Here is a 22,946-nt window from a genome sequence, read left to right as displayed (position 1 = left end):
ATTATTGAACTAAATAATTTCAATTACAATATTTAAGATTATTTTTACGTTTATAGTCATATCGTTTTGATATATTTGAAATCTAAATAGAATACTACTATGAACATTTTAACAAAGATAACCTTATTATTGCTTCTTGTTTCGCAAAGTATTATTGCTCAGCAGTCTGCAATTTACACGAATCAAAATCAAGATTACAACAAAGCAATTCAATTGTATAAAGAAAAACAATTTCAAGCTTCACAAATTTTATTTGACAAGGTAAAAAGTACGTCAACTTCTGAAGAAATAATAGCTGATTGTGAATATTATATTGCAAATTGTGCCATAAAAACCAATCAACAAGGTGCAGATGCTTTGATGGAAGCTTTCATAGAAAATCATCCCACAAGTACGAAAAGAAATGCGGCTTATTTAGAAGTGGCACAGTTTTATTTTTCAGAAGGAAATTATACTCAGTCGTTAAAATGGTACGAAAATATTCATGAACCAGATTTAAATGTTTCCGACTTAGAAAAAGCTAATTTTCAACGAGGTTACGCAAGTTTTTCAACTAAAAATAATAAAGATGCTTCAAAATATTTAAATAAAGTTGCCAATTCGAAAGAATATGGGAATCAAGCAAAGTATTATTTAGGGTATTTGGCCTATGAAGGTGACAATTACCAGGAAGCCAATGAGCTTTTTGGGCAAGTTTCCGATCAGGATAAGTACAAAGAGAAAATGGGTTACTTTCAAGCGGATATGAATTTTAAATTGGGAAATTTTCAAAAAGCTATCGATTTAGGAGAACCACAACTAAAAAAATCAAATGCTTTAGAAAAAAGTGAATTGTCAAAAATAATTGGCGAAAGTTATTTCAATTTAAAAAAATACGACAAAGCATTACCTTATTTACAAGCTTACAGAGGTAAAAATGGAAAATGGACCAATACCGATTATTATCAACTTGGTTATGCCTTTTATCAACAAAAAGAGTACGAAAAAGCGATAACGCAATTCAATAAAATTATTGAAGGAAACGATTTTGTAGCACAAAATGCTTATTATCATTTGGCAGAAAGTTATTTGAATACAGATAAAAAACAACAAGCTTTAAACGCCTTTAAAACAGCTTCTGAAATGACTTTCGATACCAAAATTCAGGAAGATGCGGCTTTGAATTACACGAAGTTGAGTTACGAAATTGGAAATCCCTATGTATCTACACCGGAAATTCTTAAAACATTTATGGATAAATATCCAACAAATCCAAACCATTCAGAATTAAAGGCTTTATTGATTAATTCATTTATTTCTTCAAAAAATTATGCAGAAGCATTGGTGTTGTTAGAAAAAAACAAAACACCAGAAAATAAAGCTGCCTATCAAAAAGTTGCTTTTTACAGAGGTTTAGAAGTGTACACAGATGGAAAATATCAAGAAGCTTATGTTTTATTCAAAAAATCATTAACCGAAAATAAAGATGCTAAAATTTTAGCGCGTGCTACTTTCTGGAAAGCAGAATGTGAATACAGTTTAGATCAATTTTCTGAAGCGGTTTTGACTTATAAACAGTTTTTAAATAGTGTCGCTGCAACACAAACACCTGAAAACAATACCGTGAATTATAATCTAGGTTATGCGTATTTTAAGATTAAAGAATATGAAAATGCGATTCCTTATTTCAATACCTACATTACAAATGCTAAAGATGACAAAAACCGATTAACAGATGCTTATTTAAGATTGGCTGATTGCAATTATATTTCATCAAAGTATTGGCCAGCAATGGATGCTTATAATAAAGCTATTGAATTGAAATGTGTAGATGCTGATTACGCTGCTTTTCAAAAAGGTATGAGTTACGGATTTGTAAATAAAAACGACAAGAAAATTGATGACTTAAACAAATTCGTAGTCACTTATAAATCGTCTCAATATTTAGATGATGCCTTATATGAGTTAGCAAATACGTATACGAATGAAGAAATTAATGATAAAGCGATTGCAACTTTTGACAACTTAATTAACAATTATAAAAATAGTGCATATGTTGCTAAATCAATCTTAAAACAAGGTTTAATTTATTATAACACAGATAGAGATGATGCTGCGTTAGCAAAGTTTAAAAAAGTAGTAGCAGAATTTCCAAATTCTCCAGAATCTTTAGAAGCTGTTGAAACGGCTAAAAGTATCTATAAAGCCAATGGAAATGTAGCAGAATATGCAGCTTGGGTAAAAACACTTTCTTTTGTAGAAGTAACGGATGCGGAATTAGATAACGACATGTACGAATCTGCTGAAAAACAATATTTAGCAAATAATCCGAAGAAAGCAATTGAAGGTTTTACTAGTTATTTAGGTCAATTTCCTAAAGGTTTACATGCCTTGAAAGTGCATTTTTATTTGGCACAATTATATTTTGCAGATAAATTAGAAAAAAATGCTATTCCGCATTACGATTATGTAATTGGTCAAGCCAGAAACGAGTTTACAGAGCAAGCTTTAGTTCGTTTGTCTGAAATTCATTTAAAAGACAAAAATTGTGATTTAGCAATTCCGGTTCTAAAACAATTGGAAACAATTGCAGAATATCCTCAAAATACTACTTTCGCTCAAGCTAATTTGATGAAGTGTTATTATGAAAAACAAGATTTTGTAAATTCTGAAAGCTATTCTGATAAAGTTTTGAAAAATCCGAAAATGGATGATAAAATTAAAAGTGATGCGCAAATTATAGTAGCACGTTCGGCAATTAAAACTAATAACGACGCCAAAGCCAAAGAAGCGTATGCAAAATTACAGAAAATTGCTAAAGGGGAATTAGCTGCAGAAGCATTATATTACGATGCTTATTTTAAAAATAAAGAAGGAAAATTTGAGGCTTCAAATAAAGTAGTTGAAAAATATTCTTCTTTATATTCAAGTTATAGTTATTTCGCATCAAAATCGTTACTTGTCATGGCGAAAAATTATTATGAATTGAAAGATAGTTTTCAAGCCACAGAAATTTTACAAAGTATTATAGATAATTTCGAGGAATTTCCAGATGTAGTTAAAGAATGTCAAACGGAATTAGATAGAATTAAAGCAGAAGAGGCGAAGACGAATTCTTCGGTAACGAAGTAAGAGCCAAGTAAAAAGTAAAAAGTAAAAAGTAAAAAGAGCCAAGTAATTATTCTAAATATATAGCGAACCTAGCGAAAACCTTAGTGTCCTTGCGGTTAATAAAACAAAATATGAAAAAGTTAATTTTTAGTATCATCGCCATTACCACTATTCAAGTTGGTTTTTCTCAAAAGAAAGACGAAAACATTGGTAGTGAAGTGGTTAATATTGTAAAGCCTTATACGCCAACCATTTCTGATGCTTTTAAAGTAAAGGAAACTCCAGCTGTAGAAGAGGAAGTAGTAGAACCCAAAATTCCAATCAAATATCAAATCTTTTCCTTTCCTGTAGCGTCAACTTTCGTACCTTCTAAAGGAAAAGCGGCTGATGTTGATAAAGAAACTCAAGAAAAAGGTTTTTCTAATTACGCTTCACTTGGAGCTGGAAATTACGGAACTGTTAACGCGGAAGTATTCTTAGCGCATCAATTGAGTAAAACGGATTATATCGGTGGTTTGTTGCGCCATCTGTCTTCTCAAGGTGGTATAAAAGGTTTGGTTTTAGATGACAAATTTTACACAACTGGTTTAGATTTTACCTACGGTAGTAGAACAAAAGACATGAATTGGAACGTCGATTTAGGTGTGAAAAATCAGGTTGTAAATTGGTATGGATTGCCAACAGAAAATATCAATTTTGATGAAGCAACAATAAGTTCAATTGCAGAAATGCAAAGTTATAATACCATTTCATTTGGTGGCAGAATGGAATTTAATGCCGGATTATTTAATGATGCTTCAATGCAATTCAAACGTTTTTCGGATAAATTTGGATCTGGAGAGAATAGATTTTTTATAAAACCATCATTTGATTTTGAAGTAATGGACAGTAAAATCAGTGCTTCATTCGTAGTAGATTATGTTGGTGGAAATTTCAAAAAAGACTATTATAACAGTAACGAAATGAAATATAGCAATGTGATTTTCGGAACAAAACCAAGCTTTTTATACCAACAAGATGATTTTTCTGTACATTTAGGTGCAGGATTATTTTATACAACAAATAGATTCAACGGAACTTCTGACGGCAAATTTTTTGTGTATCCAAATGTAAAAGCGTCTTATCGTTTAGTGGGCGATTTAATGATTGCCTATGCCGGTGCTGAAGGAAATTTACAACAAAATTCTTATGCTGATTTTGTAGATGGAAATCCTTTTGTATCGCCAACTTTGAATGTTTCACCAACTGATAATTCATTTGATTTATATGTTGGAATGAAAGGGAAATTAGCTAATGCCGTTTCTTTTAATATTCGTGGTGGAATCAATAATGAAAAAAACAAAGCGTTTTTTGTTTCTAATATTTATGATGCATCAATTACTAACAAACAAGGTTATCATTTCGGTAATTCGTTTAATGTTGTGTATGATAATTTGAATACTTTCAATATTTTCGGAGAAATTAAAGCTGATTTTTCAAAGAAAACGGCATTCACTCTTAGTGGTACATATAACAGCTTTAAAGTTTCTACCTTACAAGAAGCGTGGAATTTACCACAATTAAAAGTAGAAGCTAACTTAAATATTGATTTTACAGAAAAATGGTATGGTGGCATGCAATTGTTTTTTGTAGGGGAAAGAATGGATTTGGTTTCAAAACAAGAATTAATTTTCCCATTGCCTTCATTTGTGCAAGAAAAGGTAACTTTAGATAGTTATTTCGATTTGAATGCAAATGTGGGTTACAAATACAGTAAAAAAATGACATTCTTTCTAAAAGGAAATAACCTAGCCAACCAACAATATCAACGTTGGGCAAATTTTCCAGTACAAGGCATTCAAGTGTTAGGTGGTGCGAGTTATAAGTTTGATTTCTAAAACTTCCATCTTCTACATTATATTTGTTGTTCCAAGATTATAAAGGCTGAATATTCAATATGGAATGACAAATTTTAAAGTTAAATACGTTTGACAAATAATTTGTTAAGTTGTTAGCATTTCTGAAATTCAATAAAAAAATAAGTTATTGAAAAACAAATAATTAAGTGAATAAAATTATAATATTTTTAGTGTTTCCAATATTCGTTTTATCTCAAAGCATTAAAGGAAAAGTAACCAATGCTAATAACGAACCTATTGAAGGCGCTTCTGTGTATTTGGATGGAACCACAATTGGAACCACAACCGATGCCAATGGTAATTTTGAAATAGTAGAAAAAAACAAGTTCAACACCTTATTAATTGTCAGGTATTTAGGTTTTGAAGATATCATTATATCCAATCCATATGAAAAAGATTATTTTGTTTTCATTCTGGTACCAAAACAAAATGAAATAGAAACTGTTTTAATTATAAAGGATGGGTATACCAGAAAACAAAAATTAAAATTGTTTAAAGAACAATTTCTTGGTCTAACAAAATATGGAAAAGCTTGTAAAATTTTAAACGAAGATGCAATTGATTTCAATTACGATTTAAAAACTTTAACTTTTACAGCAACAAGTGTAGAACCAATTAAAATTAATAATCCTTATTTAGGGTATACAATTGATTTTGATTTGCATACTTTTTACGTACGATTTAAATATAAAAGTATTCATTCACGTGCGGTTGGCGAAAACATGTACTTAGGAACTGCAAAATATACAGATAACAATTCGGAAGCGAAAATCTTAAAAAACAGAAAAGATGTCTATTTAGGTTCTTCCATGCATTTTTTTAAAAATATTGTAACAAATGCTTGGTCGAATAATGGCTTTATTTTGTTTAAAGACAGATACAGTGTTCAAGCTAATGAGTATTTCATTGTTTCAAAATATAATGATGATTTAAACAAAGTAGAAGTAAAACAAACCATTAAACCTTTGGAAGGATTAGTTGCCAAAAATGAAATTCCTGTTCATGCAGATTTTAATCTTTTGTATAAAAAAAACAGGCAATCAAGAGTGATTTTTAAAACTGATGTTTTTTATGTAGATAATTTTGGAAATAATTCTCATAGGGATAGAATTGTTTTTGGAGGTGATATCGGTCAACAAAAAGTTGGTAATATTTTGCCGCTGAATTTTGAACTGGAAAATCTTGAAAAAGAAGTCGAAACGAACAATTAAAATTTGAACCTACTTTTAACTCAGAAAATTTAAAAATGCCAAACTTCAAACAAAAAATATTTTCTCAATACCAAACCTTACTTCAAGATAAAATAGATATTTATCAGGATTTAATTCATTCTTTAACAAATGATGCGCAAAATGACGCCAAATCCTCTGCAGGAGACAAACACGAAACCACTTTGTCTAAGTTGCACATTGAACAAGAAAAAATCGCTAATAAATTAAAAGAAGCTCTTGAACAGCAAGCTATTTTAACCAAATTAGATATCGACAAAGTTTCAGATCAGGTCATACTTGGAAGTTTAGTAAAAACCAATCATTTAACGGTTTTTGTTGGCACAGCTTTACCAAAAATTACTGTTGATAATCAGGTGGTTTTTGCAATTTCTCCTCAATCTCCTTTGGGGATGCAATTGATGCATAAAACTATAAATTCAGAATTTCCTGTAAACAATGTGACTTATAAAATTTTAGAGATATTATAAGATTTTATACAAAATAAGCTAAAACAAACAATTACGCAGCTACTTTTTATTCTTCGTGTCTTCGTGACAATTTTTTAAAATTGTAAGTAAACCTTCAATATTGTAATCTTTTATTTTATTATTTATTTAAAAAACATAAATTTAGTTTAAAAATTAAATCAAATAGACTTATTTGGTTTTATTCGTAAGCTTTATTTTTCAATTTTGCTTCAAGAAATAAATAATAAAATATAAAATTATGTGCGGAATATTAGCCATTATCGGAAAAGGAAAAGATGAAGAATTAGTAAAACAACTTTCAAAACGCATGAGTCATCGTGGCCCAGATGAAAGTGATATTCATATGACAGAAAATGGACATTTTTTAGCACATGAACGTTTGTCAATTGTCGATTTGCATACAGGAAAACAACCTATTCAGGGAACATCTTCTGCTTGGATGATTCATAATGGTGAAATATATAATCATCAGGAATTAAGAGATACGATTTTAAGAAATCATACTTTTAGAACCACTTCCGATTCTGAAGTTATTGTACATTTATATGAAGAATTTGGTTATGATTTTTGTAACTTTTTAGACGGAATGTTTGCTTTTGTTGTAATTGATGGAGACGATTATATTGCAGCTCGTGATCCACTTGGAATCAAACCTTTATATTACGGAATTGATGAGCGTGGTAGAAAATACTTTGCTTCAGAAATGAAAGCTATTGCCGATCAATGTACTACTTTTTCTACCTTTCCTCCTGGACATATTTATACTGAAAAAACAGGTTTTGTGAAATACTATCAACCAGAATGGGAAGATGCTTCGAAAGCTATTGAAGAAATTGACTACGAGTCAATTAGAAAAATATTAACTCAAGCAGTTCAAAAGCGCTTGATGGCAGATGTTCCTTTTGGGGTTTTACTTTCTGGAGGATTAGATTCATCCTTAACCTCTTCAATTGCTTGTCGTTTATTAGAGGGAACTGGACAAAAAATACATTCGTTTTCAATCGGTTTAGATGCCAATTCACCAGATACTAAAGCAGCAAGAAAAGTGGCCAAGTTTATTGGAACAGAACACCATGAAATTCATTTCACCATCGAACAAGGAATTGAAATTTTAGAAAAATTAATTTGGCATTTGGAAACGTATGATGTTACCTCAATTAGAGCAAGTACGCCTATGTATTTCTTATCTAAAGCTATTACAGAAAAAGGTATTAAAATGGTACTGTCAGGTGAAGGTGCTGATGAGGTTTTTGGCGGTTATTTGTACTTTAGAAATGCTCCAAGCGCTGCTGATTTTCAGCAAGAAACTATAGATAGAGTACAAAAATTATTTACAGCCGATTTATTACGCGCCGATAAATCGACCATGGCTCACGGATTAGAAGCCCGTGTACCATTTTTAGATAAAGCATTTTTAGAATTAGCTATCAAAATAAAACCAGAAGAAAAACAGCCAAAAACCTATGAAGGCATCGAAAAATATATTTTAAGAAAAGCATTTGATACACCAGAAAAACCATACTTGCCAGAAGAAGTGTTATGGCGACAAAAAGAACAATTTTCAGATGGTGTGGGATACAATTGGATCGATACGCTAATAGCATATTGCACCTCACAAGTTTCTGATGCTGACTTTGAAAGGGCGTCTAAGTTATTTCCATATAATACACCTACAACTAAAGAAGCGTTTTTTTACAGAAGAATTTTCCATAAGTTTTATCCACAAACTAGCGCAGCAGAAACCGTTAGAAAATGGATTCCGAAATGGCAAGAAAATCAAGATCCTAGCGGAAGAGCGAATGCTGCACATGTAAAAGCAGATGTTCTGATTGCTTCGGAAATTGAAAAAGTTTAAAATAGTTATATATTGTGTTTGTTTGAAAAGAGTATTAAAATTTATTTTTTAATGCTCTTTTTTTTGAGATAAACTGTTTTCGTAAAATTTTAGTATGGCATTTATGTTCGATTTAAGAAGTTATTTTATTTTCTTGATTTTTGGGTTGGATTATAATAGTGTAATTTTAATTTTAAGCTACTTTTTAGCCGTTTTAAGCGCTTATTTTAGAAATTAACAAATGTTGATAACTTAGGTAGTTTGAGGTGTTTTTTGCTTCTTGTTTTTTGTTGAATTTGTTATATTTGTTTTTATAAAATAGAATATTTAGAATAAGTATTATGAGCGAAGAAAATAAAAAAGCCAGTTATTCTGCCGATAGTATTCAGGCATTAGAAGGAATGGAGCATGTTAGAATGCGTCCTTCCATGTATATTGGAGATACTGGAGTTCGTGGATTACACCATTTAGTTTATGAAGTTGTAGATAACTCTATCGATGAGGCTTTAGCCGGACATTGTGATACGATTTACGTAGCCATAAACGAAGATAACTCGATTACTGTTGAAGATAATGGTCGTGGTATTCCTGTTGACATTCATAAAAAAGAAGGGATTTCTGCTTTAGAAGTTGTTATGACTAAAATTGGAGCAGGAGGAAAGTTTGATAAAGATTCTTATAAGGTTTCTGGAGGACTTCACGGAGTAGGGGTTTCGTGTGTAAATGCGCTTTCAGATCATTTAAGAGCAACCGTTCATAGAGATGGAAAAGTTTATGAACAAGAATATGAAAAAGGAAAAAGTTTATACCCTGTTAAACAAATTGGAACAACGGATAAAAGAGGAACAATAGTTACTTTTAAACCAGATGCAACAATTTTTACTCAAACTCTCGAATATTCTTACGATACATTAGCTGCTCGTTTGCGTGAATTGTCTTTCTTAAATAAAGGAATTACCATTACTTTAACAGATAAAAGACATTTAGCTGATGACGGAAGTCAACCTGTAGAAACGTTTCATTCTAAAGAAGGTTTAAAAGAATTCATTAAATTTTTAGATGGAAACAGAGAACCAATTATTTCTCATGTAATTAGCATGGAAAATGATAAAGGAGATATTCCAGTTGAGGTGGCTTTAATATACAACACTTCTTACACTGAAAATATTTTTTCTTATGTAAACAATATTAATACGCATGAAGGTGGTACGCATTTGCAAGGTTTCCGTATGGGACTTACACGTACCTTAAAAAAATATGCAGACGCCTCAGGTTTACTAGATAAGTTAAAATTCGAAATTGCTGGTGATGATTTTCGTGAAGGCTTAACTGCAATTATTTCGGTTAAAATTCAAGAACCACAATTCGAAGGTCAAACTAAAACAAAATTAGGAAATAGAGAAGTAGTTTCACCAGTTTCGCAAGCAGTTGCTGAAATGCTAGAAAATTATTTAGAAGAAAATCCAAATGATGCTAAAACGATCGTTCAAAAAGTAATTTTAGCGGCGCAGGCCCGTCATGCAGCCAAAAAAGCGCGTGAAATGGTACAACGTAAAACCGTTATGGGCGGTGGTGGTTTACCAGGAAAATTATCTGATTGTTCGGAACAAGATCCTGCTAAATGCGAAATTTTCCTTGTTGAGGGAGATTCTGCAGGTGGTACAGCAAAACAAGGTCGTGACCGATTTTTCCAAGCTATTTTACCATTAAGAGGTAAGATTTTAAATGTGGAAAAAGCGATGCAACATAAAGTTTTTGAAAACGAAGAGATTAGAAATATTTTTACAGCTTTAGGAGTTACCGTTGGTACTGAAGAAGATAGTAAAGCCTTAAACTTATCTAAGTTGCGTTACCATAAAGTAGTTATTATGTGTGATGCCGATGTAGATGGTTCTCACATTTCAACTTTAATTTTAACTTTCTTCTTCCGATTTATGAAGGAATTGATTGAAGGTGGACACGTGTATATCGCTCAACCGCCATTGTACCAAGTTAAAAAAGGAAATAAAAAACAATATGCTTGGAATGATGATCAACGTGATAGAATTTCTCTAGAACTTGGTGGTGGAACAAGTATTCAACGTTATAAAGGTTTAGGAGAAATGAATGCGGAACAATTATGGGAAACTACTTTAAATCCAGAATTCAGAACGTTCCGTCAAGTTACAATTGATAATTTAGGTGAAGCAGATAGAGTTTTCTCGATGTTAATGGGTGATGAGGTTCCGCCTCGTAGAGAGTTTATTGAAAAAAATGCAGCTTATGCAAATATAGATGTGTAAAAATGAAAAATAAAATTGTTCTTTTTACGGTTTTTATGTTGTTTATGTCGACACTAAAAGCGCAAACATCTACACAATTTGAACAAATAGGGTATCTTTTAGAAGATGCCCTTTTGTATTCCAAGCAATATTTAATTCCTGCAACTGATGGAGCTGTATATCAAGCTTCTTCTGCTTGGATAGATTCTGCAAAAAGAAAAAAAGATTGGCAAATTAGTGTTGGAATTCATGCCAATACTTTCAAAGTTCCTAATTCTGATAGAAGTTTTACGATATCGAATTCCGATTTTAAGTTTTTTGAAATTCAAGGCGCCAATTCACTTGAAGTTCCAACTGCTCTGGGAAATGACACTTCTGTAAGTTTAGTAGGCGATTTAGGAGGGCAACAAGTTCGATTGAAAACTCCAAAAGGTGTCAATCAAGAATTTATAATTTATCCTTATTTAGATTTTTCATTTGCTTTACCAAGTGGTTCAGAAATTATTGGACGTTTTTCAAACAAAACAGATTTAAAAAGAGGTGATTATCAAGTATACGGTTTTGGTGTTAAGCACAACCTGAGTCAGTATTTCCCTAAGTTAGAAAGCAAAAAAATCTATGTATCAGCCTTGTCATTTTATTCAAATGAAGATATAAGTTTCGATTTTTTAGATGTAAACACCAGTTTTGGAAATTTAGGGATTAATAATTTAAATGGTATTGTAGATACCTATCATTATCAATTGTCTGTTTCAAAAGAAATTAAAAAACTTGAAATATTAGGAAGTTTTATCGTAAATATAAGTGATTTTAATTACATAGTTAGTGGGGAAAAAGGCGACATTGAAAATCTTATTCCTGCGCAACAAATTATAAATGGTTTATTAGATACAATACAAAAACGAAAAACAAATTATATAGGCGAAATTGCTCTAAATTATAGTATTGAAAAATTAAATTTAATGAGTGCTTTTGCCTTTGGAAAGTTTATGAATTTTAATATGGGAATTTCCTATAAAGTAAATTAATAAATTTTATTAAAAAAAAACACCTCAAAAGTTATATTTTGAGGTGTTTTTTTTATTGTATTTGTAAGATTATCTTAAGACAGCTTCTAATTGTGCTTCAAAATTATTTTGCAACTTGCTCATGATTTTATCTATCTGAACGTCTGTTAAAGTTTTTGAAGTATCTTGAAGAATGAAACTTAGTGCATAAGATTTTTTTCCTTCTGGAAGATTTTTACCTTCATAAACATCAAACAAATTAATATCTTTTAATAAAGCTTTTTCAGTTTGTTTCGCAACTAAAAATAATTGCTCGAAAGTTACTGAGTCATTTACTAAAAGCGCTAAATCTCTTCTTACTTCAGGGAATTTCGGAATATCAACTAATTTGATTTTATTCGAAACATATTTCTGAATTGCATCCCAATTTAAATCGGCAAAAAACACATCTTGTTTTACATCAAAATGTTTTAATAATGATTTTTTGATGGTACCAAATTCGGCAATAATTTCATTTCCAATAGCCAAACCAATTCCTTCCGCAAACACATCATGAGTTACAGGAACAGTTTTAACTTTTGAATCGATATTTAATTTTGATAAAATAGCATTTACATATCCTTTAAATAAAAAGAAATCACTTGGTTTTTGAGCTACATTCCAGTTTTCAGAAGTAGCATTTCCAGTCATTGTTATAGTTAAATGCTTTTTTTCTGTATATTTTCCTTCGATTGTGTGGTATGTTTTCCCGAATTCAAATAATTTTAAATCAGAATTTCTTCTATTAACGTTATACGAAACCGCTTCTAATGCAGAAAATAACATAGATTGACGCATTACAGATAAATCACTACTTAATGGATTTAACATTGTAACCGTTTCTTCCGCTTTAACTTGTTCAGAATAAGCGACATAATTTGAAGTGGTTAACGAGTTGGCCATCATTTCATTAAATCCTAATGAACACAACTGATTAGCAATAATATTTTGTACTTTAAATTCCTCAGTTCTTGATGAATTCGATACAGAAGCATTAATTTTACTTGGAATTTTAATATTATTATATCCGTAAACTCTTAAAATTTCTTCAATAACATCAACTTCTCTTTGCACATCTACTCGGTAAGAAGGAATATTTAAACCTAAACCAGCATCGGAAATACTATTTATTTTAATATCTAAAGAAGCTAAAATATTTTTAATGGTTTCTTTTTTAAGTTCTTCACCAATTACTTTATTTACTTTTTCGAAGTTTAAAACCACTTTAAAATCTTCTATCTTTTTCGGATAAATGTCAATTAAATCTGAAGTAATTTCTCCACCGGCTACTTCTTGAATCAATAAAGCAGCACGTTTTAAAGCATAAGCAGTAATTTCAGGATCAATTCCTCTTTCAAATCGGAACGAAGCATCGGTTGATAACGAATGACGTTTAGCTGTTTTTCTGATGGAAACTGGATTAAAATAAGCACTTTCTAAGAAAATATTTGTTGTAGAATCTGTCACTCCAGAATTGGCTCCACCAAAAACTCCAGCAATACACATCGGACCATTTTCATCACAAATCATTAAATCTTCTTCGTGAAGGGTTCGTTCAACAGAATCTAAAGTTGTAAATTTTGTACCAGCTGGTACAGTTTTTACTATAATTTTATTTCCTTTAATTTTATTCGCATCAAAAGCATGTAGAGGTTGCCCCAATTCATGTAATACATAATTGGTTACGTCAACAACATTGTTTTTCGGAGTTAAACCAATAGCTTTTAAACGATTTTGTAACCAACTTGGAGAAGGTTTTACAGTAATTCCAGAAATAGTTAAACCTGCATAACGTGGTGCTAATTTAGAATCAACAACATTAACATCAATTTTTAAGGTTCTTTTATCGACTTTAAATTTACTTACAGACGGAGTAATAAATTCTGTGGTTACATTAGATTGTAACAATCCCGCTTTTAAATCACGAGCTACTCCCATATGACTCATAGCATCAGCACGATTTGGTGTTAAACCAATTTCGAAAACTTCATCTACTTCTATATTGAAGACTTTGCTTGCTGGAGTACCAGGAACTAAATCTTCAGCTAAAACCATAATTCCGTCATGACTTTCTCCTAAACCGATTTCGTCTTCAGCGCAAATCATACCATGACTTTCTTGTCCTCTGATTTTTCCTTTTTTTATTTCAAAAGCGTTTCCTTCTTTATCGTATAATTTAGTACCAATTGTTGCAACTGGAACTTTTTGGCCAGCAGCAACATTACTAGCACCACAAACAATTTGTACAGGCGCATTTCCATCACCTAAATCTACAGTTGTAATTTTTAATTTATCTGCATCAGGATGTTTTTCACACGTTAAAACATGTCCAACAACAATACCTTTTAGTCCGCCTGTAACACTTTCAAATGCTTCTACAACTTCTACTTCTAAACCTAAGTCTGTAAGTAAAGCAGCTGTTTCATCTGATTTCCAGTCTATTTTAATAAATTGTTTTAACCAATTGTAAGAAATACGCATTTTTATGAATTTTAATAAGGATACAAAGATAAGTAATTGATTAGAATTTGAAAGTATTATTGTAGGCTAGTTATTAAAATTTTGTTAAAATATTTTTATGTAAATTCAATTTAGAATGATATAGTTTTGTAATTTTGTAATTCGTTTATAAATTTCAAAATGGAAAAAGGTCATCATGGCTTGCATAAACTATCTGCAGCCGGTTTACTAGTAACACTAGGTATTATTTATGGAGATATCGGAACTTCTCCATTGTATGTTTTAAAAGCAATTATTGGATCAAAGCCAATTGATTCAGAAATAATAAAAGGAGCCATTTCCTGTATATTTTGGACCTTAACACTACAAACTACTATAAAGTATGTAGTTATTACCCTTCGAGCGGATAATAATGGAGAAGGAGGAATTTTTTCTTTGTATGCTTTAATTAGAAAAACTAAAATTAAGTGGCTTTTATTTCCTGCAATTATAGGAGGATGTACACTTTTAGCAGATGGAATTATTACACCACCAATTTCTGTAGCTTCTGCTATTGAAGGTTTGTTAGTGATTAATAAAGACATTCAAACGCTGCCTATTATTTTAATTATTCTAACTTTATTGTTTGCCATACAACAATTCGGAACCAAATTTATTGGTAAATTTTTTGGGCCTGTAATGTTGCTTTGGTTTGGAATGTTAGGTGGTTTAGGTTTGGTACAATTGTTTTCTAATTTAGATATTCTTTCGGCTTTAAATCCTTATTATGCATATAAATTACTTTCAGTTCATGGTGGTTATTTGTATTTAGGAGCTGTTTTTTTATGTACAACTGGAGCAGAAGCGTTGTATTCAGATTTAGGACATTGTGGTAAAGAAAACATCAGAATAAGTTGGATTTTTGTAAAAACAACTCTGATTTTGAATTACTTAGGTCAAGGTGCTTGGTTGATTCAACATAACGGACAAACATTAGCAGAAGCTGGTATTACTAACCCATTTTATGGTGTAATGCCGGAGTGGTTTTTACCAGTTGGTATTGCAATTGCTACTTTAGCAGCTATTGTAGCTTCTCAAGCTTTAATTAGTGGTTCATTTACTTTAATTAATGAGGCAATTCGTTTGAATTTTTGGCCTAAAGTTAAAATCAAATATCCTACCGAATTAAAAGGGCAATTATATATTCCTTCTTTAAACTGGATACTTTGGGCAGGTTGTATTTTTATAGTTTTACATTTTAAAGAATCAGCTGCCATGGAAGGTGCGTATGGTTTAGCAATTGTGCTAACGATGTTAATGACTACCACTTTATTGAATTTTTACATGATATTAAAACGATACAATAAGTACTTTATTTTTACTATTATATCTGTTTATATTATTATTGAATTGGCTTTCTTATATGCATGTATGCACAAGTTTTTTGAAGGAGGTTACATCACTTTAATCATTGCTTTTGTCTTATTTGCGGTAATGACTTGTTGGTATTTCGCTAGAAAAATTAGAAACAGATTTGTTGAATTTGTAAAATTAGATAAATATTTACCTGTTTTAGAAGATTTAAGTAGAGATGAATCTGTAGCGAAATATGCCACTAATTTAGTGTATTTAACTAGTGCTGATAACAGATATGAAATAGAGTCTAAAATTATTTATTCTATTATAAATAATAGCCCAAAACGTGCCGATATTTATTGGTTTGCCCACGTACATGTTGTAGATGAGCCGTATACGATGGAATACAGAGTTTGTGAATTTATTCATGATGATGTCATTCGAGTAGATTTTAGATTAGGATTTAGAGTAGCTCCAAAGTTCAATAAAATGTTTGCACAAGTTGTAAAAGACATGCAAAAAAGAGGAGAAGTAGATTTAACAAGTAGATATACTTCATTAAACAAACATAAAGTTATAAGTGATTTTAGATTTGTTTTGATTGAGAAATTCATGTCTTATGATAATGCATTACCGTTCTATGAAAAACTAATTTTAGACGGTTATAATATTTTGAAAAAAATGGGCTTATCTGAAGAAAAAGCATTTGGTTTAGATCCAGGATCTGTTACTATTGAGAAGTTTCCTTTAAAGATTTCTGAAACGAAAGCTATAAAGTTAACGAGAATAGATTGAGAATAAAACTAAAAAAGCCAGAATTCATATTCTGGCTTTTTTAGTTTTATATAATTCCGAGAAATGAATGCAATTTGTTTCGATTTAAATTTGAAATAACTTAAAATAGATTAACTTTATAAAAAGTCATCATGGAGAGTTTTCTACTACTGATTGTGGTTGTTGTGCTAGTGTTTTTATTAATTCTATATTTTATTAGAGTAAATAAAAAAGAGAAAAAGAAGTTGGAAAAAATGTTGAATAATGATTTTCAAAAAACAAGTATTTCTGATGAGAAATAAATTTCTTTGAATTAATAAAAAAAATAAAACATAAAAAAGCCAGAACTTCTTAGATATTCTGGCTTTTTAATTTTGATTTATATCACTTTTTTGATTACTCTCAATTTGTGTGTATGTCTTCCGGTATCAACATTATATATTCCCAAATGATCAATTCTATCAATTCTAACTTTTCCTGAAGCGTGAATGATATAATTGTTATCCATCATAATTCCTACATGAATGATATTTCCTTCGTCATTATCGAAAAACGCTAAATCGCCAGGTTCACTTTCTTCAATAAAACTTAACGCATCACCTTGAATCGCTTGTTGCGAAGCGTCTCTTAAAAGTTTATAACCGTTTAGTTTATAAACCATTTGTGTGAATCCAGAACAATCAATCCCAAACGGTGTTTTTCCACCCCACAAGTAAGGAGCATTTAAATATAAAAAAGCTGTCTTAAGAAGATTGTCTTTTGGTTTAATACCACATTCTTTTTTACCTTCAAACTGAAAATTTGTAATGTTAATTTCATTTACATCTAAGAAGTTTAACGAACTTCCTAAAGGAATAGGCATAAGTTGATTGGTTTCATAAGAAATAAAATCAATCAATTCTCCATTTAAAATATTTTCAGAGTTTTCTAAAAGTTGGTGTTGATTTTCAGTAATATTTTGAAATTGTTTGTTGTCAATCCAACCTTCATAAGTATCGAAAGTGGTTACTATTTTAGTCCATTTAGGAGTTGTTTCTATGATTTTAAAAGTATCTCCAAATAACAATTGAGAAACCATTTCGCTTTTATCGCTGGCTTCACTTCTTATGGGTACAATTCCTAAATTACAAATTCCAAACATTCAGTTATAATTGATAATTAACAATTGATAATTAAAAGTCAATTATCAATTGTTAATTTTAAAATTATTAATTAGTTATGCTCTTTCAATAACAATTGCAGAAGCACCACCGCCACCATTACAGATCGCTGCAGCACCTAATTTTGCATTGTTTTGTTGTAAAACATTAATTAAAGTTACTATAATTCTAGCTCCTGAACAACCCAGAGGATGTCCTAAAGAAACTGCACCACCATTTACGTTAACTTTATTATTATCCAATCCTAAGATTTTCGCATTAGCCAAACCAACAACTGAAAAGGCTTCGTTAAATTCGAAGAAGTCTACATCAGCAACTGAAAGACCAGCTTTATCTAATGCTTTTGGTAAAGCTTTTGCAGGAGCAGTTGTAAACCATTTTGGTTCTTGAGCAGCATCTGCGTAAGATTTGATATATGCCAATGGCGTTAAACCTAATTCATTTGCTTTTTCTTCGCTCATTAATACTAATGCAGCAGCACCATCATTAATTGTTGAAGCGTTTGCGGCAGTTACAGTACCTTCTTTTGTAAAAACTGCAGCTAGAGTAGGAATACGGTCTAATTTCACATTAGTGTATTCCTCGTCTTTAGAAACGATGATTGGGTCACCTTTTCTTTGAGGAACTTCTACAGGAACAACTTCTGCATCAAATTTTCCAGCATCCCAAGCAGCAGCTGAACGTGAATAAGATTGAATAGCAAAATTATCTTGTTCTTCACGAGAAATATTATGTTCTGTAGCACATAAGTCGGCAGAAACTCCCATGGCATTGCCATCATAAGCATCTGTAAGTCCGTCTTTTTGCATGCCGTCTACAAAAGTAGTTGGTCCGAATTTTACACCATTTCTTAAATGTGCGTAATGAGGAATTAAACTCATATTTTCCATTCCACCAGCAACCACAATTTCAGCGTCACCAGCCATGATAGCTTGTGCGCCTTGCATAACTGCTTTCATTCCAGAAGCACAAACTTTATTAACTGTAGTACAAACTACATCATTAGATAAACCTGCAAATAAAGCAGCCTGACGAGCTGGAGCCTGACCGTTTCCAGCCTGAACAACATTCCCCATTAACACTTCATCTACTAAAGAAGGATTTAAATTTATTTTATTTAAAGCGCCTTTTATAGCTGCTGCTCCTAACTTAGTGGCTGGTACACTTGATAATGCGCCCATAAAACTACCAATAGGAGTTCTAACAGCTGATACGATAACTACTTTTTTGCTCATTGTGATTTGTTTTATTTTTGGCGAAAGTAACGAATTTTTAGTAAATTTTAAAGGAATTCTTGCTTTTTTAAATGCAAGTTTATTGAAATTATATCCAAAATTTAATTATTGTTATATTTATTAATTAGTGTATTTGGTTGATATTTAGTAAGTTTGTTTTTTATTTAAAAATAATGCTAAATTTTTATTGGAAATAAAATAATGTTGTCATATATTTGCAACCGCAAAAAAGGATAGTTCTTTGCATAATGAATAGGAGAGGTGCCAGAGTGGTAATGGAGCAGATTGCTAATCTGTCGACGGGTAACTGTCGCCTGGGTTCGAATCCCTGTCTCTCCGCTTTTTTCGGGGTGTAGCGTAGCCCGGTTATCGCGCCTGCTTTGGGAGCAGGAGGCCGCAGGTTCGAATCCTGCCACCCCGACAGAAATTCTTTGTCATCCAGAATAAAAATTTAAGGTTGCGTAGCTCAGCTGGATAGAGCAACTCACTTCTAATGAGTAGGTCTCAGGTTCGAATCCTGACGCGATCACAAAAAGTCTCGATAGTTTTATCGGGACTTTTTTGTTTATACTAATTAGTCATCTTTTTGCAAAAAAAAAGCACTTATTTTTATCCACATGGATAAATATAAGTGCTTTTAGTTTTGTTTTATTTTTTATAATTCTTCTGCAAAAGTATTATGCTGTCTGAAATCTCCTGTTTGATAGCCTTTTGTAAACCACTTTTTTCGTTGTGCTGAAGTCCCATGTGTAAATTTTTCAGGTTGTACATGTCCTTGCATTTTAGATTGAATGGCATCATCACCAACAGCATGGGCAGCATCAATTGCTTCTTCTAAATCGCCTACTTCAATTCTTTCTTGGTTGTATTTAGCCCATAATCCTGCATAAAAGTCAGCTTGTAATTCTTGACAAACGGATAACTTATTAGCGTCTTCTTCGCTTAAACTTTGTTGCTTTTTTCTAACTTGAGCTGAAGTTCCTAAAACGGTTTGAACGTGATGGCCTACTTCATGTGCGATTACATAAGCAATGGCAAAATCACCACCTTTTGCTCCAAAACGGGTTTTTAATTCTTCAAAGAAGTCTAAATCCATATACACTTTATTATCTGCTGGACAATAAAAGGGGCCAGATGCAGAAGTAGCGCTTCCACAAGCGGTTTCTACACCACCAGTAAATAATACCATTTGTGGTTTTGGATACTCACCTAAATTTTCTTCTTGAAATATTTTTGTCCAAGTATCTTCTGTCATTGCAAAAACTGCGTTGGCAAAATCTCCAATTTCTTGTTGTTCAGGAGTAAGGTCTTTAGCGCCTTGAACTTGAGTTTCTTGTTGTACAGGTTGCATTTGTTGAATGGCACTACCAATTTTTTGAGCATCTTCGCCACCAAAAGTCATCAATAAGAAAGCTATAATTCCGATTAATCCACCTCCGCCAACAACTGCTTTCCCAGTTCCGCTCATGCCACGTCTGTCATCAACGTTGTCACTTTTTCTATAATCTCTCCATTTCATACCTTAAATTTTAAATTGTTAATTAATTGTCTTTCGCACAAGTTTTCGTGCTTTTAGACTCAAGAATAGGTGAAATATTTTTATTCTTTACCAATTTCGTCGAATGAACTACTATTTTCAACAGGAATAATTGCATTGTAAATGGAGTAATTCATGGTATAAATATATCCAACAGTAAAAAATATACCTAAGCACAAAGCAAATAATCCTAGTAAAGAAATTATTACAGCCAAAATGATGCATACAATTATAGTAAATGGATGTTTGATTGTTATTTTAGAACTGTTAGACATTGCTGTTAATGCATTCTGATTTTCAAAAATAATTAATGGAATAGCAAGCATAAATAAAAAAGAAACAAGTAATTGTATGTTGGTAGCAACAAATGTTAACTTTAAATAAATTAAACCTAATCCTAAGACATTACTATATAACCCTATAAGAAATGTACAACTTGCAATGTTGAAAAAATATTTACCATTATAATAATCAAATAAATTAGAAAAACTAAATTCTTTATTTTGTTTGGCTAAATGGTTTATTTTGTAGATACCAGCTGTTAAAGGCGCTACTAAGGCACTCAGAGGAATTGAAACAGCTGCATTGGTTAGAATATAATTAAAGTCTTCCGCTAATGTAGGACTCATTTTTGCAAATTCTTGTAAGGAGTCGATTTCAAAAACACTAGCTAGTATAAAAAACGAAATTGGTAAGATGAAAAGAACCATTAAAATGGTTCCTACTCCTGAAATCCATACTGTTTTCTTAAATGTATTAAAACTTTCGTCTAATAGTGTACCAATATCTGGTGTGTGGTTTTGATTAAATTTTGTTTGAAAATTTGACATATATTTTAAAAAAATGTTAAAGTCAAATTTAGTTTTTTAAAATTAAATTCCAAACCTAAATCCTAAATATATGTCAGCTTGTTTAGAATTGTTTAATGCTGCGGTAACTATTGAACTTGAACCTAAGTAAAAGCCATAAATTTTCATTCCGAAACCACTAGTAAATCCTGAAATTTCATTTGAAGTTTGAGGTGCAAACATTTCGAACTGACCAAAAATTAATCGTGGAATAATTGAATAGGTATTTTGAGTTGTAGTAACATCACTTTCAGAATCATCTGTAACTTTCTGATTTATTGACGCTGTAGCATAAAATTTAGAAGTTACTTTAAAGTCAGCATAAGCGTTAATTGTAGTTGGTAATTTTACTTTAAAAGCTTCATTAGTTTTTGTTTTTTGGAAGAACTGTGCATTTTGTGGTTGTGCTAAAATAGTTTCAATTTCAGTTAAACTATTTGCTGATTCAAATTGATTTAAATCTAAAGTAGGAGAGTTGCCAACACTTAAATTGTAGTCAATTGAAGTATTCGTATCGTCTTTGTATGACATTCCACCAATATTTTTAACCGCTAATCCGGCAGAGATTATGTATTTGTTTGAATTGGCTTCTTTAAATCGGTAAGTTCCTCCAATATCGAAAGCTACACCATTTATGCCTTGTTTAAAAAAGTTTGCATAATTTGAAGTGTCATTAAAATCGTTACCTAAAAAACCAGAATATGCTAAATTTACTTGTGCAGAAGCATTTGCTAACTGAATATCGCCTAAATTATTTTGAATAGTTCCTTGTAAATTAGAAGCAGAAAAATTGGCATATGCACTTGGAAATAATAATTTAACAGTTGCACCAGCGTTAACTTGATGACGTGCGATATCTATTAATTTTCTTGATAATGAAAAATCGATTTCTCCCCAAGTTGCTGCATTTAATCTTTGATTTTCTAGCGATGACAGTGTGGTTTGAGAAATTAAATTGCTTAAAGCTCCATTTTGAATGGCATCTCCTAATTTTGTATCAACATTTATTATATTAGCTTTTATATTAGCTAAAGTGCTAATGGCGTATGTCCAGTTTCCATTTTTGAATGCGATTCCTGGCCCGATTACTAATGCATCAACTCTAACATTGGCTGCTTCGGTTCCACTAAAAAATTTATCTTCTAAATTTGTACCATCAAGCAAATCATTAAAAGAAAGTTTATTATTTGAGAAATTCACACTTGTATTAAACAAATTCACGTCAAATTTCATGTTCATATTTGATAGCTCAGCAGGATTGTTAAACCCATTTAATAAACCGCCTCTGCTTGAAGTTGTAATTCCTAAAAGGTGTTCCTGTGAAAAAATTTCAGAGGTACTAAATAGGAAGATAAGACTTAATAAAATATACTTTTTCATGTTGAACAATTTAGAGTTGATGAATTGATTAACGCAAACAAGATGCGATTTATTTTGCAAAAATATTTATTATTTTCGAAGTTAGATATTTATTACACTAAAAATAAATATTATTTGTGAAAAATAAATTTATGAATTATCTTTGAACAGAATTCACAAATAAAATTCCGGAAAACATGTTTGAATTTCAACAGTATTTAGGCTTTTTACTTTTCTTAACCATTTTAACTATAGGTTTTTGGTTGATGTTTTTTCTTGTAGGTTTTGTTCAATATTGGATTGGCGGATCTTTAATAGAATTATACAAAGAAAAGAAAGCAAAAAAATTAGCCGAACAAGAAAAGTAATTTTCTTAGGTTAATAAAAAATCCCGATTCATTTGAATCGGG

General features: G+C 31.1%; 15 protein-coding genes and 3 tRNA genes. 12 read left to right on the top strand and 6 right to left on the bottom strand.

From position 1 onward, the window contains the following. The first annotated feature begins 99 nt into the window (after window positions 1-99). The 7 genes from G4D72_RS08770 to G4D72_RS08740 all read left to right on the top strand — a co-directional run bounded on the left by G4D72_RS08770 (window position 100) and on the right by G4D72_RS08740 (window position 11,810). Window positions 100-3,111, top strand: coding sequence for a tetratricopeptide repeat protein (locus G4D72_RS08770; RefSeq protein WP_166077296.1), 3,012 nt, complete (start codon window positions 100-102; stop codon window positions 3,109-3,111). Window positions 3,112-3,221: 110 nt separating this feature from the next. Then, a complete protein-coding gene (locus G4D72_RS08765; RefSeq protein WP_166077295.1) occupies window positions 3,222-4,967 on the top strand; it encodes a TonB-dependent receptor in 1,746 nt (581 codons plus the stop codon). 167 nt (window positions 4,968-5,134) lie between these two features. Further along, complete coding sequence (locus G4D72_RS08760) at window positions 5,135-6,199, top strand: carboxypeptidase-like regulatory domain-containing protein (RefSeq protein WP_166077294.1); 1,065 nt, start codon at window positions 5,135-5,137, stop codon at window positions 6,197-6,199. A 35-nt stretch (window positions 6,200-6,234) separates the two neighbouring features. Beyond that, window positions 6,235-6,687, top strand: a complete 453-nt coding sequence (locus G4D72_RS08755) for a GreA/GreB family elongation factor (RefSeq protein WP_166077293.1) — start codon at window positions 6,235-6,237, stop codon at window positions 6,685-6,687. A gap of 238 nt (window positions 6,688-6,925) precedes the next feature. After that, window positions 6,926-8,542 (top strand): asparagine synthase B, encoded by a 1,617-nt coding sequence (asnB, locus tag G4D72_RS08750; RefSeq protein WP_166077292.1) that lies wholly within the window; start codon window positions 6,926-6,928, stop codon window positions 8,540-8,542. Between the two features lie 320 nt (window positions 8,543-8,862). Beyond that, window positions 8,863-10,803 (top strand): DNA topoisomerase (ATP-hydrolyzing) subunit B, encoded by a 1,941-nt coding sequence (gyrB, locus tag G4D72_RS08745; RefSeq protein ID WP_166077291.1) that lies wholly within the window; start codon window positions 8,863-8,865, stop codon window positions 10,801-10,803. Window positions 10,804-10,805: 2 nt separating this feature from the next. Continuing rightward, window positions 10,806-11,810 (top strand): DUF6588 family protein, encoded by a 1,005-nt coding sequence (locus G4D72_RS08740; protein ID WP_166077290.1) that lies wholly within the window; start codon window positions 10,806-10,808, stop codon window positions 11,808-11,810. A gap of 69 nt (window positions 11,811-11,879) precedes the next feature. Here the strand turns inward: G4D72_RS08740 and pheT are convergent, their stop codons facing one another. Next, the gene (gene pheT / locus G4D72_RS08735; protein WP_166077289.1) at window positions 11,880-14,309 is read right to left on the bottom strand and encodes a phenylalanine--tRNA ligase subunit beta; all 2,430 of its coding nucleotides are present in this window, start codon (window positions 14,307-14,309) and stop codon (window positions 11,880-11,882) included. Window positions 14,310-14,468: 159 nt separating this feature from the next. On the opposite strand from pheT, the gene G4D72_RS08730 reads away from it, so the two are divergent. After that, complete coding sequence (locus G4D72_RS08730) at window positions 14,469-16,418, top strand: KUP/HAK/KT family potassium transporter (RefSeq protein ID WP_166077288.1); 1,950 nt, start codon at window positions 14,469-14,471, stop codon at window positions 16,416-16,418. Window positions 16,419-16,776: 358 nt separating this feature from the next. Here the strand turns inward: G4D72_RS08730 and G4D72_RS08725 are convergent, their stop codons facing one another. Together G4D72_RS08725 and G4D72_RS08720 are read right to left on the bottom strand one after the other, a co-directional pair. Next, on the bottom strand, window positions 16,777-17,538 hold the full coding sequence (locus G4D72_RS08725; RefSeq protein WP_166077287.1) for a C40 family peptidase: 762 nt from the start codon (window positions 17,536-17,538) through the stop codon (window positions 16,777-16,779). Between the two features lie 75 nt (window positions 17,539-17,613). Further along, window positions 17,614-18,792: an acetyl-CoA C-acyltransferase gene (locus G4D72_RS08720; protein WP_166077286.1), complete on the bottom strand. Its 1,179-nt coding sequence runs from the start codon at window positions 18,790-18,792 to the stop codon at window positions 17,614-17,616. Between the two features lie 255 nt (window positions 18,793-19,047). Between G4D72_RS08720 and G4D72_RS08715 the strand changes: the two genes are divergently transcribed. The 3 genes from G4D72_RS08715 to G4D72_RS08705 all read left to right on the top strand — a co-directional run bounded on the left by G4D72_RS08715 (window position 19,048) and on the right by G4D72_RS08705 (window position 19,321). Beyond that, window positions 19,048-19,131 (top strand) — tRNA-Ser (locus G4D72_RS08715). Window positions 19,132-19,138: 7 nt separating this feature from the next. Continuing rightward, window positions 19,139-19,213 (top strand) — tRNA-Pro (locus G4D72_RS08710). Window positions 19,214-19,247: 34 nt separating this feature from the next. Further along, window positions 19,248-19,321, top strand: a tRNA-Arg gene (locus tag G4D72_RS08705). Between the two features lie 126 nt (window positions 19,322-19,447). Here G4D72_RS08705 and ypfJ read toward each other — a convergent pair. The 3 genes from ypfJ to G4D72_RS08690 form a co-directional block, all read right to left on the bottom strand. After that, complete coding sequence (gene ypfJ, locus G4D72_RS08700; RefSeq protein ID WP_166077285.1) at window positions 19,448-20,311, bottom strand: KPN_02809 family neutral zinc metallopeptidase; 864 nt, start codon at window positions 20,309-20,311, stop codon at window positions 19,448-19,450. An 80-nt stretch (window positions 20,312-20,391) separates the two neighbouring features. Beyond that, on the bottom strand, window positions 20,392-21,159 hold the full coding sequence (locus G4D72_RS08695) for a hypothetical protein (protein WP_166077283.1): 768 nt from the start codon (window positions 21,157-21,159) through the stop codon (window positions 20,392-20,394). 42 nt (window positions 21,160-21,201) lie between these two features. Next, window positions 21,202-22,557: a hypothetical protein gene (locus G4D72_RS08690; protein WP_166077282.1), complete on the bottom strand. Its 1,356-nt coding sequence runs from the start codon at window positions 22,555-22,557 to the stop codon at window positions 21,202-21,204. A gap of 176 nt (window positions 22,558-22,733) precedes the next feature. Between G4D72_RS08690 and G4D72_RS08685 the strand changes: the two genes are divergently transcribed. Beyond that, window positions 22,734-22,904: a hypothetical protein gene (locus G4D72_RS08685; RefSeq protein ID WP_166077281.1), complete on the top strand. Its 171-nt coding sequence runs from the start codon at window positions 22,734-22,736 to the stop codon at window positions 22,902-22,904. The last annotated feature ends 42 nt before the right edge of the window (window positions 22,905-22,946 follow it).

Origin of the sequence: Flavobacterium difficile (assembly GCF_011392115.1) — a bacterium.
In the GTDB taxonomy this organism is placed as follows: Bacteria; Bacteroidota; Bacteroidia; order Flavobacteriales; family Flavobacteriaceae; genus Flavobacterium; species Flavobacterium difficile.
This window is presented reverse-complemented; position numbering and strand designations above follow the sequence as displayed.

What these genes read in the sequence shown, in the direction of transcription:
- G4D72_RS08725 (WP_166077287.1), bottom strand. Translation starts at nt 17,538, where the DNA reads ATGTTTGGAATTTGTAATTTAGGAATTGTACCCATAAGAAGTGAAGCC.
- G4D72_RS08755 (WP_166077293.1), top strand. Translation starts at nt 6,235, where the DNA reads ATGCCAAACTTCAAACAAAAAATATTTTCTCAATACCAAACCTTACTT.
- G4D72_RS08765 (WP_166077295.1), top strand. Translation starts at nt 3,222, where the DNA reads ATGAAAAAGTTAATTTTTAGTATCATCGCCATTACCACTATTCAAGTT.
- asnB (WP_166077292.1), top strand. Translation starts at nt 6,926, where the DNA reads ATGTGCGGAATATTAGCCATTATCGGAAAAGGAAAAGATGAAGAATTA.
- G4D72_RS08770 (WP_166077296.1), top strand. Translation starts at nt 100, where the DNA reads ATGAACATTTTAACAAAGATAACCTTATTATTGCTTCTTGTTTCGCAA.
- G4D72_RS08690 (WP_166077282.1), bottom strand. Translation starts at nt 22,557, where the DNA reads ATGAAAAAGTATATTTTATTAAGTCTTATCTTCCTATTTAGTACCTCT.
- ypfJ (WP_166077285.1), bottom strand. Translation starts at nt 20,311, where the DNA reads ATGAAATGGAGAGATTATAGAAAAAGTGACAACGTTGATGACAGACGT.
- G4D72_RS08740 (WP_166077290.1), top strand. Translation starts at nt 10,806, where the DNA reads ATGAAAAATAAAATTGTTCTTTTTACGGTTTTTATGTTGTTTATGTCG.
- gyrB (WP_166077291.1), top strand. Translation starts at nt 8,863, where the DNA reads ATGAGCGAAGAAAATAAAAAAGCCAGTTATTCTGCCGATAGTATTCAG.
- pheT (WP_166077289.1), bottom strand. Translation starts at nt 14,309, where the DNA reads ATGCGTATTTCTTACAATTGGTTAAAACAATTTATTAAAATAGACTGG.
- G4D72_RS08720 (WP_166077286.1), bottom strand. Translation starts at nt 18,792, where the DNA reads ATGAGCAAAAAAGTAGTTATCGTATCAGCTGTTAGAACTCCTATTGGT.
- G4D72_RS08685 (WP_166077281.1), top strand. Translation starts at nt 22,734, where the DNA reads ATGTTTGAATTTCAACAGTATTTAGGCTTTTTACTTTTCTTAACCATT.
- G4D72_RS08695 (WP_166077283.1), bottom strand. Translation starts at nt 21,159, where the DNA reads ATGTCAAATTTTCAAACAAAATTTAATCAAAACCACACACCAGATATT.
- G4D72_RS08730 (WP_166077288.1), top strand. Translation starts at nt 14,469, where the DNA reads ATGGAAAAAGGTCATCATGGCTTGCATAAACTATCTGCAGCCGGTTTA.